Source organism: Bradyrhizobium sp. IC3123, from assembly GCF_020193625.1.
GTDB lineage: Bacteria > Pseudomonadota > Alphaproteobacteria > Rhizobiales > Xanthobacteraceae > Bradyrhizobium > Bradyrhizobium yuanmingense.
The window spans coordinates 67,553-85,235 of the sequence record NZ_JADYVF010000007.1 but is presented as its reverse complement, the minus strand read 5'-3'; the positions used below and the strand labels follow the sequence as shown (position 1 = coordinate 85,235).

The 17,683-nt window shown below is 64.7% G+C and carries 15 protein-coding genes, 1 tRNA gene and 1 riboswitch; of the genes, 8 read left to right on the top strand and 8 right to left on the bottom strand.

Going from position 1 to position 17,683, the window contains the following annotated elements; all coding sequences use genetic code 11:
- Nucleotides 1-89 precede the first annotated feature (89 nt).
- On the bottom strand, nucleotides 90-1,013 hold the full coding sequence (trxA, locus tag I6F20_RS23015) for a thioredoxin (protein ID WP_225127950.1): 924 nt from the start codon (nucleotides 1,011-1,013) through the stop codon (nucleotides 90-92).
- A 272-nt stretch (nucleotides 1,014-1,285) separates the two neighbouring features.
- On the opposite strand from trxA, the gene I6F20_RS23010 reads away from it, so the two are divergent.
- The 6 genes from I6F20_RS23010 (at nucleotide 1,286) to I6F20_RS22985 (ending at nucleotide 6,033) form a co-directional block, all read left to right on the top strand.
- Nucleotides 1,286-1,360: transfer RNA gene (locus I6F20_RS23010), tRNA-Gly, on the top strand.
- Nucleotides 1,361-1,632: 272 nt separating this feature from the next.
- Entirely contained in the window at nucleotides 1,633-1,887 is a 255-nt protein-coding gene (locus tag I6F20_RS23005; protein ID WP_036003012.1) for a hypothetical protein, read from the top strand.
- Nucleotides 1,884-2,612, top strand: a complete 729-nt coding sequence (locus I6F20_RS23000; RefSeq protein ID WP_225127948.1) for a Fic/DOC family protein — start codon at nucleotides 1,884-1,886, stop codon at nucleotides 2,610-2,612. The genes I6F20_RS23005 and I6F20_RS23000 overlap by 4 nt, the downstream gene beginning before the upstream one ends.
- Nucleotides 2,609-3,595, top strand: a complete 987-nt coding sequence (locus tag I6F20_RS22995; RefSeq protein WP_225127947.1) for an NAD-dependent epimerase/dehydratase family protein — start codon at nucleotides 2,609-2,611, stop codon at nucleotides 3,593-3,595. Before I6F20_RS23000 ends, I6F20_RS22995 begins: the two co-directional genes overlap by 4 nt.
- 370 nt (nucleotides 3,596-3,965) lie before the next feature.
- The gene (locus I6F20_RS22990; RefSeq protein ID WP_225127945.1) at nucleotides 3,966-5,240 is read left to right on the top strand and encodes a PQQ-dependent sugar dehydrogenase; all 1,275 of its coding nucleotides are present in this window, start codon (nucleotides 3,966-3,968) and stop codon (nucleotides 5,238-5,240) included.
- A gap of 196 nt (nucleotides 5,241-5,436) precedes the next feature.
- Entirely contained in the window at nucleotides 5,437-6,033 is a 597-nt protein-coding gene (locus I6F20_RS22985) for a c-type cytochrome (RefSeq protein ID WP_225127943.1), read from the top strand.
- Between the two features lie 90 nt (nucleotides 6,034-6,123).
- Here the strand turns inward: I6F20_RS22985 and panE are convergent, their stop codons facing one another.
- The 4 genes from panE to I6F20_RS22965 form a co-directional block, all read right to left on the bottom strand.
- A complete protein-coding gene (gene panE, locus I6F20_RS22980) occupies nucleotides 6,124-7,047 on the bottom strand; it encodes a 2-dehydropantoate 2-reductase (RefSeq protein WP_225127941.1) in 924 nt (307 codons plus the stop codon).
- Between the two features lie 98 nt (nucleotides 7,048-7,145).
- Nucleotides 7,146-7,754, bottom strand: coding sequence for a 2-hydroxychromene-2-carboxylate isomerase (locus I6F20_RS22975; protein ID WP_193374950.1), 609 nt, complete (start codon nucleotides 7,752-7,754; stop codon nucleotides 7,146-7,148).
- 101 nt (nucleotides 7,755-7,855) lie between these two features.
- A complete protein-coding gene (locus I6F20_RS22970; protein ID WP_225127938.1) occupies nucleotides 7,856-9,205 on the bottom strand; it encodes an MATE family efflux transporter in 1,350 nt (449 codons plus the stop codon).
- A gap of 88 nt (nucleotides 9,206-9,293) precedes the next feature.
- A complete protein-coding gene (locus I6F20_RS22965) occupies nucleotides 9,294-9,890 on the bottom strand; it encodes a DUF2239 family protein (RefSeq protein ID WP_109141984.1) in 597 nt (198 codons plus the stop codon).
- A 151-nt stretch (nucleotides 9,891-10,041) separates the two neighbouring features.
- On the opposite strand from I6F20_RS22965, the gene I6F20_RS22960 reads away from it, so the two are divergent.
- Nucleotides 10,042-10,707, top strand: coding sequence for a glutathione S-transferase family protein (locus I6F20_RS22960; RefSeq protein ID WP_036038860.1), 666 nt, complete (start codon nucleotides 10,042-10,044; stop codon nucleotides 10,705-10,707).
- A gap of 30 nt (nucleotides 10,708-10,737) precedes the next feature.
- Here the strand turns inward: I6F20_RS22960 and ggt are convergent, their stop codons facing one another.
- Nucleotides 10,738-12,489, bottom strand: coding sequence for a gamma-glutamyltransferase (gene ggt, locus I6F20_RS22955; protein ID WP_225127936.1), 1,752 nt, complete (start codon nucleotides 12,487-12,489; stop codon nucleotides 10,738-10,740).
- A 100-nt stretch (nucleotides 12,490-12,589) separates the two neighbouring features.
- On the opposite strand from ggt, the gene I6F20_RS22950 reads away from it, so the two are divergent.
- Nucleotides 12,590-13,975: an MFS transporter gene (locus I6F20_RS22950; protein WP_225127935.1), complete on the top strand. Its 1,386-nt coding sequence runs from the start codon at nucleotides 12,590-12,592 to the stop codon at nucleotides 13,973-13,975.
- Nucleotides 13,976-14,095: 120 nt separating this feature from the next.
- Here I6F20_RS22950 and purH read toward each other — a convergent pair whose 3' ends face one another.
- The gene (gene purH, locus I6F20_RS22945; protein ID WP_225127934.1) at nucleotides 14,096-15,688 is read right to left on the bottom strand and encodes a bifunctional phosphoribosylaminoimidazolecarboxamide formyltransferase/IMP cyclohydrolase; all 1,593 of its coding nucleotides are present in this window, start codon (nucleotides 15,686-15,688) and stop codon (nucleotides 14,096-14,098) included.
- Nucleotides 15,689-15,712: 24 nt separating this feature from the next.
- A riboswitch (ZMP/ZTP riboswitch) is annotated at nucleotides 15,713-15,794 on the bottom strand.
- Nucleotides 15,795-15,852: 58 nt separating this feature from the next.
- Nucleotides 15,853-17,571, bottom strand: a complete 1,719-nt coding sequence (locus I6F20_RS22940; protein ID WP_036002964.1) for a heparinase II/III family protein — start codon at nucleotides 17,569-17,571, stop codon at nucleotides 15,853-15,855.
- Between the last annotated feature and the right edge of the window lie 112 nt (nucleotides 17,572-17,683).

Below are 17,683 nucleotides of genomic sequence, written 5' to 3'. Positions count from 1 at the left end.
CGTTGCTAGCGCATGATCCGGATCCGAAGGACCGCGTTAGCGCAAAGTGTGGAGCGGTTTTCCGAACAGATCATGCTCAAAAAAGGCCGTTACGAAAACAGGATCGTCGACAAACGTTTGCGGCCTTCGACGGTTGCATCATCCGTGCCGCCCCAGGCCTCGAAGAACTGCACCAGCTGCTTGCGGGCGCCGTCGTCGTTCCATTTGCGGTCGCGCTTGATGATCTCGAGCAGCTGCTCGGTCGCCGCCGCGCGGTTGCCTTGGGCGTTGAGCGCGGTGGCGAGGTCGAATCGGGCCTGATGATCGAGCGGGTTTGCGGCGACTTTCTGTTCCAGCTCGGCAACCGGTCCGAGCGATTTCGCCTGCTCGGCGAGATCGATCGCGGTCTGCACCGCCTTCACGGCCGGGTCGTTGCGCTTGGATTCCGGCACCATGGCCAGCGTCTGCTTGGCCTGCTCCATCGCGCCGGAAACGGCGTAGCACTTCGCAAGGCCCGCCAGCGCCGCGATGTTGGTGGAATCATGCTGCAGCGCCTCGGCATAGATCTGCGCCGCCGCCGCCGCGTCGCCCTCGGCGAGCACCGCGTCGGCCTCCTGCACGATCTCGGCGACGTTGACCTCGCCCGGCGCGGTGACGCCCTTGGTCAGCCGCTCGATGAAGGCTTTGACCTGGCTCTCCGGCACCGCGCCCATGAAGCCGTCGGCCGGCTGGCCGTTGACGAAGGCGATCACGGCCGGGATCGACTGGATGCCCATCTGGCCCGGGATCGCCGGATGATGGTCGATGTTCATCTTGACCAGCTTGACCTTGCCCTTGGCCGCCTTCACCGCCTTCTCCAGGACGGGGGTGAGCTGCTTGCAGGGGCCGCACCATTCCGCCCAGAAATCGATCAGCACGGGCTGGCGCTTCGATTCCTCGATGACGTCCTTCACGAAGGTCTGGGTGGTGGTGTCCTTGATCAGGTCGGCCGCAGCCGGGCCCGCCGCTCCGTTACCCTGGTCGATGATCGTCACGGGATTCCCTCGTCATGTCTGGAATGGCGGCTCTTTAGCACGCCGCCGCGTCATATGCTTGTGGTCGGCTCCTAAATTGGGCCGAATGGGCCGAATTTCAATCCAGGTCCCGCGATTCGCCGGTTCCGGGGCGTTTCCGGTCGATTTGCCCCAGCTTCGGGCTCCATATGGCGCCTCAAATGCGAAATGATGCCGCCCGTAGCTGTTGCATTCCCCTCCCGCTTTTGGCATACGACAGCCGTTGCCGGCGCGTCACGCGACCGACACAGGATGCGGGTGTAGCTCAGTGGTAGAGCACGACCTTGCCAAGGTCGGGGTCGAGGGTTCGAGCCCCTTCGCCCGCTCCAGTTTTTCCTAGGCTGGCCTAGGAAGCGCTCTCCAACCTCGGAGAGCATTGTATGAGCCTCAAAGACTCCAAAGGGCAAGCGCGAGCTGTTGTTGGGCATGAGCCGCCTCGTACGGCGATTTGCTGTCCGCGCTTGCGAGAGCGGCCTCAAACCGAGGCCGGAGCAATTTTGAAGGTCTTTCGGTAGTTTACGGGCAAGTGAAGACGCCGGGAAGGCAGCAACTCAATGGATTCTCCGGCCTTGGTTCACTATATTTGGGGAGAGGAGTTTCCATGTCTGCTCAGCGCTCCGCCACCAAGGCCCAGTATACCGCTGGTGTAATCCAGCGGTTGGCGGCCGCTAACAACGTGGCAGTGATCGCGACATCGAACGATGTCTTTGCCCATCACGTGACGCGGCTCTCCGGAGATGACGTGAATTTCGATCCTATCGAGAATACCATCGTCGCACTCCAGCGCGCCGGGATTTTGGATCGTGTCCAAGCGGTGCGTCTTCAAGCGCGCTATCTTCGCGAAAGCCGTCTGTGACGTTTGATCCGTTTGGAGATTTTGCGACGCGCGGTTATTTGCGCAACGTCGCGAAGGCCAAAGATCCCGGAATCGTTCAGCGCCTCCTGCACAATTCCTTTCTGACCGGCATCGATGCAGCCTTGGATCATCTCAAGGCGCAGCCTTCCCTAAGCTACGCCGATGTCCTCCAAACACACAAAACGCTCTTTGAAGGAGTGTTCCCCTGGGCTGGAGAGGACCGTCATACGAACGCGTCCCACATCTTCGTAAAGAAGGGCTCTGTGATCTTCGCCCATCCCAATGACATCCGCAAAGCTATCGACTACGCGTTGGAGAAGGGACAAGACGAGGCGTTCATGGCGGAAAAGCCCGGCGAAGTGATGGGCTATCTCGCCCATGGCCATCCATTCCTGGACGGCAATGGCCGCACTATCATGCTGATCCATGCGGAACTTGTGCGGCGTGCAGGCATCAGCATCGATTGGGCCGCCACGGACAAAGTTCAGTATCTCGCAGCCCTGACGCAGGAGCTCGAAGAGCCGGGCAAGGGCAAACTTGATGCTTACCTTAAGCCATTCATCCGCAAGGGCTCGGAGAGCAACATCGCCGACGGGATCAAGGCCGCGCCGGGCCTGGACGGCGGCAACGCAGACACAGTCGCAGGCGAGACGAGCAATCCAATGCTCCAGGCGCAATACGAAGAGCAAAAAGCCAAGCGCAACGGCGGGCGAGACTTGCAATGACAATCCTGGTCACCGGTAGCGCTGGCCATCTCGGGGAGGCGGTCCTGCGGACGCTCCGTGGGCGCGGGTCGCCCGCCCGCGGCGTCGATCTCAAGCCCTCCCCCTTCACCGATGCCGTTGGCTCCATCGTCGATCCCGCCTTCGTGCGGCGCCAGATGGACGGCGTCACCGCCGTGGTCCACACCGCGACGCTGCACAAGCCGCATGTGGCGACCCATTCCAAGCAGGATTTTGTCGACACCAACGTGTCAGGAACGCTGAACCTGCTCGAGGCGGCAGTCGCGGCCGGCGTGAAGAGCTTTGTCTTCACCAGCACCACCAGCGCATTCGGCTCGCAGCTGCGGCCCGAGGCGGGACAGGCGGCGGTGTGGGTCACCGAGGAGCTGCCATCGGTGCCGAAGAACATCTACGGCACGACCAAGCTGATGGCCGAGAACCTCTGCGAGCTGTTCTTTCGCGAGCGCGCGCTACCGATCGTGGTTCTGCGGACCTCGCGCTTCTTTCCGGAGGACGACGACGATCCGGCGATGCGATCGGCCTACACGCTGGACAACGCGCAGGCCAACGAGCTGCTCTACCGCCGGCTGGATATCGCGGACGCAGTGAGCGCGCATCTGCTCGCCGTCGATCGCGCGCCAAGCATCGGCTTCGCCCGCTACATCGTCTCGGCGACGAGCCCGTTCGAGCAACGCCATCTCGGAGCGCTGGCGCGCGATGCCGCCATTGTCGTGCGCGAGCTCTATCCGGAGTGCGCGCAGCTCTATGCAGCGCGCGGCTGGCGGCTCTTCCCCGCGATTGACCGGGTCTATGTCAACGCGCGCGCGCGGCGGGAGCTCGGCTGGCGACCCGAATTCGACTTCGCGCATGTGCTGCGCAGCCTGCGCGATGGCCGCGACGTCCGCAGCACGCTGGCGCGTGAGGTCGGATCGAAAGGCTACCACGACACGCTGTTCGACGACGGACCCTACCCCGTCGCCCCGTGAGCGCCGCGATTATTTTACTCGACGCTTCAAATGATTGTACGGCGTCACCGCGCGCGGATCAACTTGCGCAGTTCTACTGTGCATGGGGTTGTTTTCGCACTTTTGTATGCCCACCCCGGCGGACCGCCTGACGACGTTGCGCGCGCGCTGTTGATTCCGCGTTGCAGCGCGAGGCGCGGTCGTCGCAGCGTTCATCCGTTCATTGACATTCCGTCTCAATTTTTGCTGCGCTCAGCCGCGCTGCATCCGGCGCGCTTCTCACGATGGGCAGATGTGCTACCCTTTTTGCGTCTGTCGTCCCGACGGGCTCAAGACTTCGCCTCTCGAAAATAACGCGCAGCCCTGATGGCTGCCTTAGGGGAGTGATGCGATGACATCGATGTTCCATCGATCCGTGTTGGCGCTTGCAGCCGTGGCCCTTCTCGCGGGGACCGGCGCCGGCAACGCGCAGCAGCAGGACAAGAACAAGCCGCTGAAGAAATACGATTCCAGCACCAAGGAGTTCTGGACCCATCCGCCGGATGACTGGTTCCTCGGTGACGAGACCGAGGCGCAGAAGGGCCTCGCGCCGCCGTCGGGCCCGCCGACCGGCGCCTCCGACGCCGAGCTCGCCAACATCGTCAAGAAGATCAAGCTGCCGCCGGGCTTCAAGATCGAGGTCTACGCCTCCGGCGTGCTGGCCGCGCGGCAGATGGCCTGGGGTGACAAGGGCACGTTGTTCGTCGGCTCGTTCGGTCTCGGCAACGTCTATGCCATCAAGGACAACAACGGAAAGAAAGAGGTCAAGACCGTCCTCAAGGGCCTGAACATGCCCACCGGTCTCGCCTTCAAGGACGGCGCGCTCTATGTCATCGCCGTCGACAAGCTGATCCGCTACGACAACGCCGAAGCCAATCTCGACAATCTCGGCCAGGGCAAGGTCGTCTATGACGACATGCCGTCCTATGCCGCGCATGGCTGGAAATACATCGCGGTCGACAAGGAAGGCTGGTTTTTCCTGCCGTTCGGACCGCCCTTCAACATCGGCATTCCGCCGACCAGCGTGTCGCAGATCCGGCGCGTCGATCCCAAGACCGGCAATGCCGAAATCTGGGCGCTCGGCGTCCGCAACTCGGTCGGCGGCGACGTCGATCCGCGCACCGGCAAATACTGGTTCACCGAGAATGCCCGCGACTGGATCAGCGATGATCTGCCCTCGGACAAGCTGAACATGATCAACCGGATCGGCGAGCATTTCGGCTATCCCTATTGCCATCAGGGCAATCTGCCCGACGACAAGTTCGCGATGGGCCACAAATGCTCCGAGTTCACGCCGCCCGTGCTGAACCTCGGTGCCCATGTCGCGCCGCTCGGCATGAAGTTCTACAGCGGCGATCAATTCCCCGCCGACTACAAGAACAACATTTTGATCGCCGAGCACGGCTCCTGGAATCGCCACAAGTATCAGGGCGCGCGCATCGTGCGCGTGATCGTCGGACCCGACGGCAAGAACCCGAAGCGGGAGGTCTTCGCTTCCGGATGGCTCGAGGGCGACCAGGGCTATCTCGGCCGTCCCAACGACATCGTCATTGCCAAGGACGGATCGATCCTCGTGGCCGACGACTGGGCCGGCGCGATCTATCGCATCAGCTACAGCAAGAAGTAGCGCGACCGGACGGAGAAGCTGCGACCGGTGAGGACCGCAGCTTCGTTTGTTTCAACGCCCCAAACTGTCGTTCCGGATTGCGCGCCACTTGCGCGCAAGTCCGGAACCCATAACCCCGACGCGTGGTTATGGATTCCGGGCTCGCGCCAAGCGGCGCGCCCCGGAATGACGACGTCGAGAGATCGGAATCCCCATCATGCGCCGGCAGATTATCCCGCACGCAATCAGCGCGGTTGCGCTCCTGACGCTCGGCGCCTTCATCCCAGCAGAGGCCGCCGACAATGCCGCGATCAAGGAGAAGGCTGCCGCCTGCTCCGGCTGCCACGGCGAGAACGGCATTTCGCAGACCGAGAACATTCCCTCGCTTGCCGGCCAGCCCGATCAATTCCTGCAATGGCAGCTCGTGTTCTTCCGCGCCGGCGCGCGCAAGAACGATCAGATGCAGCCGATCGTGGAAGGGATCACCAACGAGGACATCCGCAATTTCGGCGCTTACTTCGCCTCGCTGGCGCCGCCGAAGGGACCCGAAGACGGGGATCCCGACCTGTCGAAGAAGGGGGCGCAGGTGGCCGCCGGCCGCCGCTGCGCCTCATGCCATACCGACAGCTATGCCGGCACAAAGGCGGTGGCGCGGCTCGCGGGGCAACGTGAGGAATATCTCGTCAAGGCGCTGCACGATTACAAGGCCGGCCAGCGTGTCGGCGGCGGCGTCGCCGCGATGGCCGACGTCGCCTATCACATGAGCGATGAGGAGATCACCGCCGTCTCGCACTATCTCGCGCACTTGAAATAGCGCTGAGCTGTTTCGTCAATCGCAGCTCGTCATCCCCGGGGCGCGACACAGTCGCGAGCCCCGGGACGACACCGAATGTGTGGTTACGCCCTACCCCGCCCGCTGCCTCTCATACGCCTTCAGATGCGTATAGGCGATGCGCAGCTTCGGCACCGGCACCTTGGCGGAGTCGGCGCGCGCGATGAGATCGCCAATGACGTGATCGGCCTCGACAGGCAGGCCGGCCTTGATGTCGCGGAACATCGACGCCGTCAGCGGCGAGCCCTCGGTGGTGAGATTGCCTTTGACGCGATCGAAGAACGGGCCGCCCGGCGGATAGCCGGACGCCGTGGCAACCGCGCTGGTCTCATCCAGCATGCCGAGCAGGAACTCCCGGCCGCCGGGCGCGGCGAGGATATTGCCGACGGACGTCCGCATCAGGCTGGTGCTTGCTGCGAGCGAGGACAGGAACACCCACTTCTCCCACATGTCCTGCATGATGTTCTGGCTGGCGCTGGCGCCATTGATGCCGCTCTTGAAGGCCTCGTCGATCGCCTTCACCCGGTCCGACATCCCGCCGTCGCGCTCGCCGTAGCTGAGCGACTGCATCGGCTGGAGCTGCACCACCTCGCGCTTCTCGTTCAGCGTGGCCGCAATGGCGCAGAGGCCGCCGAGTACGCGCTCCTTGCCGAACTTCGTGTCCAGCGTGTCGAGATGCTTCATGCCGTTGAGCATCGGGATGATTGCGGTGTTCGGCCCCACCGCGGGGACGAACGACTTGATGGCATCGTCGAGGTCGAATGCCTTGCAGCTGAGCAGCACGACGTCGAACGTGTCCTTGATTGCGTCGGCCTGAACCGTCGGCGGGTTCTTCAAGGTCACATCGCCGTTCGGGCTCTTGATGACGAGGCCGGCGCTCGCGAGCTCGTCGGCGCGGCGAGGCCTAACCAGGAAGGTGACGTCGCGGCCGGCCTGCAACAGCCTGCCACCGAAATAGCCGCCGATGGCGCCGGCGCCGACCACGAGGATGCGCATGAGAGACTCCGCTGTTACTATTGGCGAATGGCGAATAGGGAGTAGCGAATAGTGGGTGCGATTTCCACTCGCTATTCGCTACTCGCCATTCGCGCGCTTCACTTTCCCGACACCATTTCCTCGACCTCGCGCAACTGCTCCTTGCCGAAGAACATTTCATTGCCGACGAAGAAGGTCGGCGAGCCGAAGGCGCCGCGGGCGACCGCCTCCTCGGTGTTCTTGATCAGCTTGGCCTTCACCTCGGGTTCCCCGGCGCGGGCGAACAGCTTTTGCGCATCGAGACCAGACGACGCCAGCGCCTTCGCCGCGATCTCGGGATCGTCCATCTTCTTCGGCTCGCGCCACATGTGGTGGAAGGTGGCCTCGACATATGTCTCGAACACGCCCTCGAGCTGCGCTGCGATCGCTGCGCGCATCAGGTTCAGCGTGTTGACGGGAAAGTGCGGATTCCAGACATAGGGCTGGACATGGAAGCGTTTGATGAAGCGCTCGGTCTCGACCTGCTGGAACTCCCGCTTGTTCTTGATGCCGGCGAGCGTCTCGGCCGGCGACTTGTTGTTGGTCGACTTGAAGATGCCGCCGAGCAGGATCGGCACATATTCGAACTTGACGCCGATCCGCTGTTCGATGGCGGGAATCGCCAGATGGCTGAGATAGGCGTTGGGGCTACCGAAATCGAACAGGAATTGCGGGGCGGTGCGGGTCAAAATCATTCTCCCTGGCCTGGCTTTCTGAGCGGCTTTTTCTCATTGTGGCGCAGGCCGCGCCACAGGTCTATCGTTTAATGACGGTCATAATACTTTGACCGTCAGATCAGGCGCTGCATCGCCCGCTTGCGCCACACCAGATGGTAATAGCCCATCTGCAGAATCAACATGGCGCAGAACACGATGGGATAGGCGGCCCACACGCCGGTCAGGCCGACCGTGTGGCTGAGGATGATTGCAGCCGGCAGCTCGATTGCGGCGATCGCGAAGATCGACAGCAGCATCGGCGTCAACGCGACGCCGGCGCCGCGCATTGCGCCCGAGAACACCGTGGCGAGCCCGAACGGCACCGAGCTCCACAAGGCGATGTTGAGCAATCCCTTCGCCAGATCCAGCACGGCGCCCTCGGTGATGAAGATACCGAGCACCGCGCGTGGCGCGAGGTAGATCAGCGCCACCAACCCGCCGGTCAGGACGATATTGAACGCAAGGCCCATCCGCACGATGCCGTCAAGCTGGGCCCGGTCGCCGCCGCCGACGGCCTGGGCGCCGAGGATCGAGACCGCGATCGAAATCGACATCGCCGTGAACTGGGTGTAGCCCATCACCTGGTTGACGGCGCCATAGGCCGCGGTGGCATTCGAGCCGAAGCCGTTGACGAGGCCGAGCAGCACAAGCTCAGCGATCGCCATCACCACCATGCCGATCGCGCTCGGCAGGCCGATCCCGAGGACTTTGCCGAGCACGGCGCCGTTTAGTCGGAGGTGACGCAGCAGCGTCGCATCCGGCGCGAGCGCGTGCTTTCTCCGCAGCAGATAGGCAGCCAGCACGATCAGCGTCAGCGTGTTCGAGATCGCAGCCGCCCAGGCAGCACTGGTGATGCCGACGGCCGGCAATCCGAACGTGCCGCGGATCAGCATCGGCGTCAGGATCAGGCCGATCGCCGTCGACAAGGCCAGCGCCAGCAGCGGCGTCACTCCATCGCCGACGCCGCGGATCATCGCCGTCATCAGCAGGAAGATGAAGCCGAGCGGCATCGTCAACAGCATGATGCGCGCATAGGCGCTGGCTTCATCGAGAATGTCCGCGGGCGTGGCGAGCATCACCATCAGGGGCCGGCTGAAGATCCCGCCAACGAGTGCAATCGCTATCGAGAGCAGCAGGCCGACGGCGAGTGTCGTGCCGACGATGATCTTGATCCGGCCATGCTCGCCGGCGCCGAAGGCCTGGCCGATCAGCACGGTGGCGCCGGTGCTGAGGCCCATGACGAAGGCGAACAGGAAGAACATCACCGGGAAGAACGCCGAGACCGCGGCGAGCGCGCCGACGCCGACCATCTGGCCGAGATAGACGTTGCTGACGGTGCCGAACAGCGATTGCAGCGCGTTGCTCAGCATCAGGGGTGCGAGAAAGCGGAGGAATGTGGTCCAGAGCGGCTTTGCGGCAGACATGGCATTGGCCTTTCATCAGGGCGTGCGAAGCCGTTGCCGCGCAATGCGCGGCTCGGCCGTCGATGGGGCGTGAGAAGCGGCGCGCGGTTTAAGCGCGGTCGCTGTAGGCGAGCTTGACGATGTGGTCGCGGATGTCGGTCGGCCAGTCGGCGATCAGGCCGGTGAAGCGTCGCCGGTCATCCGCGAACAGGGCGCGCGAGGCTTCCTCGAACTGCGGCAGATCGCCGGCCATGGTCGACATGAAGTGGTAGGCCGCATCGCGCGCCTGCCGCTCGCGGTCCTTGTCGCCGCTGGCGCGCCTGGCTTCGTCGACGAGCTTGCGCAGCGCGACCGAAGCGCCGCCGGCCTGTGCGTTGAGCCACTCCCAGTGCCGCGGCAGCAAGGTCACCTCGCGCGCGACCACGCCGAGCTTCGGCCGGCCGCGACCGCGCGGCTCTGCGGGTGCTTCGGTCGCCTCAGCCGACGGCGGGACAAGCTTCGCCAAGCGCGCCAACACCTCGCGATCTCCACCACGCAGATCGAAGTCGATCGATCGGCCCGTGGCGTCCTCGAAGATGATGATTGGCTCGTCCGGCTGTGACGCCACCCGCTTGACGACCAGCGCGACCTCTCCAGCCGGCCCGGACACCAGGCGGCGTTGTCCCTGGAAAGCGGTGAAAAATTTCTGCATTGGAATCATTGCCATTTTGACGATGCTGGGTTTCTTAATACCCGGGTAAATTACTCGCGTCAATATACCCGGATAAAAATATCAGCAGCGACGGCTCGACAATGTGTTCCCGGGCTGGCACCAACGGCGCGGCCGATGACCAAGACCAAGCCTTGAGGACCCCGCGATGCTGACCGTTCACCACCTCAACAATTCCCGCTCGCAGCGCGTGCTGTGGCTGCTCGAGGAGCTGGGCGTTCCCTACGAGATCGTGCGCTATCAGCGTCAGCCGGACATGCGCGCGCCGAAGGAGCTGCGCGCCATCCATCCGCTCGGCAAATCGCCCGTCATCACCGACAACGGCAACACCATCGCCGAATCAGGCGCGATCATCGAATATCTCATCGCCACCTACGGCAACGGGCGGCTGATCCCGCCGCCGAACACGCCGGAGCGGCTGCGCTACACCTATTGGCTGCACTATGCGGAAGGATCCGCGATGCAGCCGCTGCTGCTCAAGCTGCTGTTCACGCTGATGCCGAAGCGTGCGCCGGCCCTGCTGCGCCCGCTGGTGCGCAAGGTCTGCAACCAGGCGCTGACCGCGCTGGTCAATCCGCAGCTCAAGCAACACATGGACTATTGGGAAGGCGAGCTCGGCAAGAGCGAATGGTTCGCCGGCAGCGAGTTCACCGCGGCTGACATCCAGATGAGCTTTCCGCTCGAAGCCGCCCAAGCTCGCGGCGGCCTCGAGCAGGGCCATCCCAAGGCGATGGCGTTCCTGGAGCGCATCCACGCCCGGCCTGCCTATGCGCGCGCGCTGGAGAAGGGCGGGCCGTATCAGGTCGGGCGGTAAGCTCCCTTACTCCGTCATTCCGGGAGCAGGTTACTGCCCCGCCGCCTCCGCGCCGCGCGTGCGCGGATCGGCTGCGCCCAGCGTTCCGTTCGGCGTCACCAGAATCGAGTTGGCAGATGTCTGCCCCATCGGCTCGAGGACGAGGTGCCCCCTCGCCTTCAGCTCGAGCAGCACGCCCTCGGGAAAGCCGCGCTCGACGCGCACTTCATCCGGCAGCCATTGGTGGTGCAGCCGCGGCGCTGCGACCGCGGCCGCAACATCCATCTTGTAGTCGAGCACATTCACGATCACCTGCAGCACGGTCGAGATGATGCGGCTGCCGCCGGGCGAGCCCGTCACCAGCACCGGCTTGCCGTCCCTCAGCACGATGGTCGGCGACATCGACGACAGCGGCCGCTTACCGGGACCGGGAAGATTCGCTTCGAAGCCGACCAGGCCATAGGCGTTGGAGGCGCCGATTGCCGCGGTGAAATCGTCGAGCTCGTTGTTGAGCAGCACGCCGGTGCCGTCGGCGACGAGGCCGACGCCGTAGCTGAAGTTCAGCGTGTAGGTGTTGCTGACGGCATTGCCGCGGGCGTCGACGACGGAAAAATGCGTGGTGTTGCTGCCCTCACGTGGCGCCGCAGGAGAGGTCACGAGCTCTTTTGACGGTGTGGCGCGTTCGAGGGAAATGTTTGCGCGCAGCTTCGCGGCATAGTCCTTCGCAATGAGGGTCTCGATCGGCGCGTTGACGAAGGCGGGATCACCGAGATAGCGGGCGCGGTCGGCATAAGCGCGCTTCATGGCTTCGATCAAGAGATGCAGCGACGCCGCTGATCCCTGCTTCAGATCGGCCAGAGGGAAGCCCTCGAGGATGTTGAGCGTCTCCATCAGCACGACGCCGCCGGATGAGGGTAGCGGCATCGACACGATGTCATAGCCGCGGTAGCTGCCACGCACCGGCGTGCGGATGACCGGCTGATAGGCCTTGAGGTCGGCCGGCGTCATGATGCCGCCGGCATCGGTCACGGCCTTGGCGAGTTTCTCGGCGACCGGCCCCTCGTAGAATCCCCGCGGCCCCTGTGCAGCGACGGCCGCCAGCGTTTCGGCGAGATCGCCCTGCACCAGCCGATCGCCTTCGCCCAGTGGCGTGCCGTCCGGACGCGAGAAGATCCTGGCCGAAGAAGGCCAGCGTGCCAGCCGCCGGTGCCAGCCCGGCAACGTATCGGCCATGTCGTCGCTGACGATGAAGCCATCACGTGCGAGTCCGATCGCGGGCGCGAGCAGTTGCGCCAGCGTGAACTGACCCGAGCCGTATTTCTCGAGCGCGAGCGCAAGGCCGGCGACGGTGCCGGGCACGCCGATGCCGAGCGCGGAATCCCGTGACTTCGTCGCGTCGGGCTTGCCGTCGACGCCGAGGAAGATCTGCGGCGTGGTGGCGGCCGGCGCGGTTTCGCGATAGTCGATCGTGATGTCTTCATTGCGATCGGCGGAATGGATCACCATGAAGCCGCCGCCGCCGATATTGCCGGCACGCGGATAGGTCACGGCCATCGCGAAGCCGGTCGCGACCGCAGCGTCGATGGCATTGCCGCCGCGCCGCAGGATGTCGGCGCCGATCTGCGCGGAGATCTTCTCCTGCGCCACCACCATGCCGTGCTCGGCGGCGACGGCGCGCACTGCCTCGCGTGCGGGCGGAACATAGCCCTGCCGTGCATCCTGAGCGGTCGCAGGGGCGAGACCGAGCACCAGGACGGCAATGGCGGCTAAAAATCTCCGCCGTGTCGAATGTGACGACATCATCAAATTCCCGCCGTGGCGTTGCACCGGTTCACACCCGTCACTGTAATGCTATACCGTTTGCTCTAAGAGAGGCAAAACTGTTCGTGATGGGTGCTGCGTGATGACGACAATCGCTCCGGATGCGCGCATGGCCGGCGTGGCGCGGACCTATCCGCCGCGCGCCGCCGTCGTGAGTTGGATCTTCTTCGATTGGGCCGCGCAGCCATATTTCACGCTGATCACGACCTTCGTGTTCGCGCCCTATTTCGCGACGGCCATTGCGCCAAATCCCGCCGCCGGTCAATCCTTGTGGGGCTTTGCGATGGCGGCCGCGGGCCTTGCGATCGCGCTGTTGTCGCCGGTGCTCGGCGCCATCGCCGACGCTTCGGGCCGCAGGAAACCGTGGATCGCAGGTTTCGGTACGGTGCTGGTGCTGGCGTCCTGCACGCTCTGGATCGGCAAGCCCGGCGATCATGCCGTCATTCCGCTGGTGCTCACCGCAGTTGCGCTCGCCAGCGTCGGTGCGGAATTTGCCACGCTCTTCAACAACGCGATGATGCCGACGCTGGTGCCGCCGGCGCGGATCGGTCGTCTCTCCGGCACCGGCTGGGCCACGGGCTACATTGGCGGCATCGTCAGCCTGATCATCGTGCTCGGCCTGCTCGCCGCCAATCCCGAGACCGGCCGCACGCTGCTCGGCGTCACGCCGCTCTTCGGCCTCGATCCCCTCACACGTCAGGGCGATCGTGCCGCGGGGCCGCTGACTGCGCTGTGGTTCATCATCTTCGTGACGCCGATGTTCCTGTTCACGCCGGATTATCCGGCGAAGCGCCCGCTGGGCGAGGCGTTGCGCGAAGGCCTGTCGGAGCTGAAGCAGTCGATCAAGAGTCTGCCGAGGCAGAAATCGCTCGCGGCATTCCTGCTCGCCAACATGATCTACACCGATGGTCTGGTGTCGCTGTTCGCCTTCGGCGGCATCTATGCCGCGGGCACCTTCGGCTGGCACACCATCCAGATCGGGACGTTCGGCATCATGCTCGCGATCGCCGGCGCGCTCGGCGCCTGGTTCGGCGGCAAGCTGGATGATCGTCTCGGGCCGAAGCGCGTCATCGCCGGCAGCCTGCTGGTCCTGCTGCTGTCGGTGGCCGCGATTCTCCTCGTCGACAAGGACAGCGTCCTGTTCGTCAAGACCGCGCCGCCGCAAGCGGGCGCTGCCCTGTTCTCGAGTACGGCCGAGCGCGCCTATCTCGTGCTGGGCTGCCTGATCGGTGCAGCCGGCGGCCCGCTCCAGGCCGCTTCCCGCACGCTGCTGATCCATCTCGCGCCGAAGGATCGCATCGCGCAATATTTCGGCCTGTTTGCGCTGACGGGAAAGGTGACGTCCTTCATCGGCCCGCTCCTGATCGGCCTGGTCACCGCGCTGACCGCCAGCCAGAAGGCCGGCATGGCCGTGCTGGTGGTGTTCTTCGTTGCGGGATTGGGGCTGTTGATGCGGGTGCGGGATTAGCATCCCCATCGTCATTCCGGGGCGTGCCACTTGGCGCGAGCCCGGAATCCATTTCTCCGCATGGGACCCTGCACAATGGATTCCGGGTTCGCGCTTCGCGCGCCCCGGAATGACAGCAACTCAATGCCTGAAGTGCCGCGTTCCCGTGAACACCATGGCGATGCCGTGCTCGTCGGCGGCCTTGATCACCTCGTCGTCGCGCATGGAGCCGCCGGGCTGCACCACGGCGGTGGCGCCGGCTTCGATGCAGGCAAGCATGCCGTCGGCGAACGGGAAGAACGCATCCGAGGCCACCACCGAACCCTTGGTGAGCGGTTCGGCGAGCTTCAGCTCGGCCGCCGCATCCTGCGCCTTGCGTGCGGCGATCCGCGCTGAATCCACCCGGCTCATCTGACCCGCGCCGATACCGACGGTGGCGAGATCCTTGGCGTAGATGATGGTGTTGGACTTGACGTGTTTTGCCACCCGGAACGCAAACTTCAGATCACGCATCTCCGCATCCGTCGGCGCGCGCTTGGTGACGACCTTGAACGTCATGTCGTCGACAACGGCGTTGTCGCGGCTTTGCACCAGCAGGCCGCCGGCCACCGTCTTGGCGGTCAGGCCCGGCGCACGCGGATCGGGCAGGCTGCCGGCGAGCAGCAGGCGCAGGTTCTTCTTGCCGCCGATGATGGCGATCGCCTCTTCGCTGGCGTCGGGCGCGATGATGACCTCAGTGAAGATCTTGGTAATCTCGCGCGCGGTATCGGCATCGAGGGCGCGGTTCATCGCGATGATGCCGCCGAAGGCCGAGGTGGAATCGCAGGCCAGCGCCCTGCGATAGGCCTCGACGAGGTTCGGACCTTCGGAGACGCCACAGGGATTGGCATGCTTGACGATGACGCAGGCCGCGGTGCGCTTGGCGTCGAACTCGCCGATGCATTCATAGGCGGCATCGGTGTCGTTGATGTTGTTGTAGGAGAGCTCCTTGCCCTGGAGCTGCCGCGCGGTGGAGACGCCGGGGCGCTTGTCCGGCGTCGCGTAGAAGGCGGCGGTCTGGTGCGGGTTCTCGCCATAGCGCAGCGACTGGATCAGCCTGCCGCCGAAAGCGCGGAAGTCGGGCGCGTCGATCTCGAGCTGACGGTTGAACCAGTTCGAGATCGCGGCGTCATAGGCCGCAGTGCGGGCATAGGCCTTCGCGGCAAGCCGCCGCCGAAGCTTCAGCGTGGTCGCGCCCTTGTTGGCGGCGAGCTCGTCGAGCACGGCCTGATAGTCCTGCGCCTCGACCACGACGGCGACGTCGTCGTGATTCTTGGCGGCGGCGCGGATCATCGCGGGACCGCCGATGTCGATGTTCTCGATGCAATCCTCGAAGCCCGCGTCTTTGTCGACGGTGGCTTCGAACGGATAGAGATTGACGACGAGCAGGTCGATCGGCGCGATGCCGTGCGCTTTCATCGCCTCGGCATGGTCCTTGTTGTCGCGGATCGCGAGCAAGCCGCCATGCACCTTCGGATGCAGCGTCTTGACGCGGCCGTCCATCATCTCGGGGAAGCCGGTGAGGTCGGAGACGTCCTTCACCTTAAGGCCGGCCGCTGCGATCGCTTTCGCGGTGCCGCCGGTCGAGACCAGCTCGACATCGCGCGCGGCGAGCGCCTTGGCGAACTCGATCAGGCCGGTCTTGTCGGAGACGGAGAGAAGGGCGCGGGTGACGCGGCGGGGATGGTCAGTCATGAGCAAGATCCTCTGTTCAGGGAGTGTCTATGCCCAGGCGCGCGGCTTATATGTCCCGCGCTTCCCGATGGTGCTCCATCCAAGGTCGCCAGTCGCGCGAGCGAGCGCTCGATAGCAGCTTTTGGCGTCGCTCTCAACGGGAAGATGGGGCCGATCGCGCCTGTTTACAACGGAAGTTCCGGCTCGCGCCGGGCGTTGCGGCGGGCATTGGTCACTGCGGGCGAGGCGGTGGAGCGGACAAAGCTCCAGCGGATCGAGGGGGCCTGGCGGGCGTTCTGACGGATCACGATCTGGGCGGTGCGGCGCGGGCCGTCATTGCCGGCCAGGAATACGCTGTCCTCGAGATCGACCTTGTCGTCCAATGCCTCGAAGGTCCAGACGTCGCGGTTCGGCAGCACCAGCATGACGCCGCGCGCATCCGACAGCCGGCTTGCCTTCACTGCGGGATGCAGATGGAAGCGCAGCGCGAAATCGGCATCGGCGCCCTTGAAGCGTCCGCCCTGCGGCGGCGACAGCGCGTCCTCGCCGTCGATGCGCGCGCCGTCATTGGCGATCATCAGCACGCGGCGGTGGATCGCGCCGAACTTGGCGAGATAGCCGTCATGCGAGGTCGTGAGCAGCGTGCCGTTCTGCACGACCTCGCGATAGCTCTCGACCTCGACCGGGCCGCTGGTGACGGGCGCGCCGTGCAGGAGCCGCTTCATCGCCGACATCTCGACGAACTGGCATGACGACGACTCGTGATAGGTCAGCGTCGAATGCGCCGCCGTGCTGCGCGCGAACGGCCGCCAATTGTCGCGGCCGGTGGTCGGCATGCCGCAATTGGTGACGATGCGGCTGATGCCGGACGACAATTCGAACGAGAGGCAGCCGGCATGGGCGTCGTGACTGACGCCGGCCGGCGGCGGCGGGCCGGTGTCGATGATCACAGTGGTCTGGCCGGCATCGAGGCGCTGAAAGCCGGTATGCGGCATGTTCGCCATCGGTGCGCCGTGGGTGTCGTCATAGGCAAGCAGCGTGGCGAGCAGGTCGGACGAGGTCGCGCTCATGCCGTTGAACAGGGCGAAATTGCCGTCGCCGTGCCGGAAGAAGCGCAGCATCGGCATCATGCGGTCGATCGCATTGAGCAGGGCCGGCGGCGGCGCGATATTGCGCGCGGCAAAAGTCTGCCGCAGCGGCAAGAGGTCGATCAGGAGCTCGATCAGCGCGCCCGGATTGCGCGAGATGTGGCCGCCATCGGGCAGGATCTGCCGCTGCAATTCGTCGGACAGCTTCTTGGAGGCGCTGCGGATGTGACGCGTCTGGTTGGCGAGGCACAGGGACGCATAGCACAGCGCGATCAGCACCTGCAGCTTCGGCACCCCGTCCGGAATGTCGACCATGGTGTAGCGCAGGAAGCGGATCTCGCGCGCCAGCGCCCGCAAGTAACGGCGGTAGAACTTGTTGTCGGTCTCGCTCAGCACCAGCGGCGCCTGCGAGAGCAGCGAAATCACGCGCCTCGCCAGTACGTCGGCGCGGCGCGCGACGGGGCGGCGCTTGTTGGCGGGATTCGAGATCCAGTCCTCGATCAGCGCGCGCGCATTCGCCCGCGTCAGCGCCGTATCGGCGGCGCGCAAGTGCCGCAGCCAGCCGAAGCCGAGCAGCGCAACCTCCCAATCCTCCGACGGCGGCTCGAGGTCGAAGATCGAGCGGCCATGGCAATTGACGATCTTGCCGGCGAAGACGAAGCGACCGGCATAGATCTCGGCAGCGCGAGTCGCATCCGCGGTCCGCAGGTCATGCGGCGCGATGATCAGCCGGTCGGTGCGGCCGGGCCAGACTCGCGACAGCACAACGGAACCGCCGCTCGCGCGCGCGAGCATGTTCCGCGCGAAGCGGTTCATGACCAGCGTCGAGATACGTCTGCGTTGAGCGACCGACACGCCTTGCCTTGATGGGGGAGAGGATCAGTGACGAATCCTTATTAATCCCAAAATCGGACGCCTGACACCACCT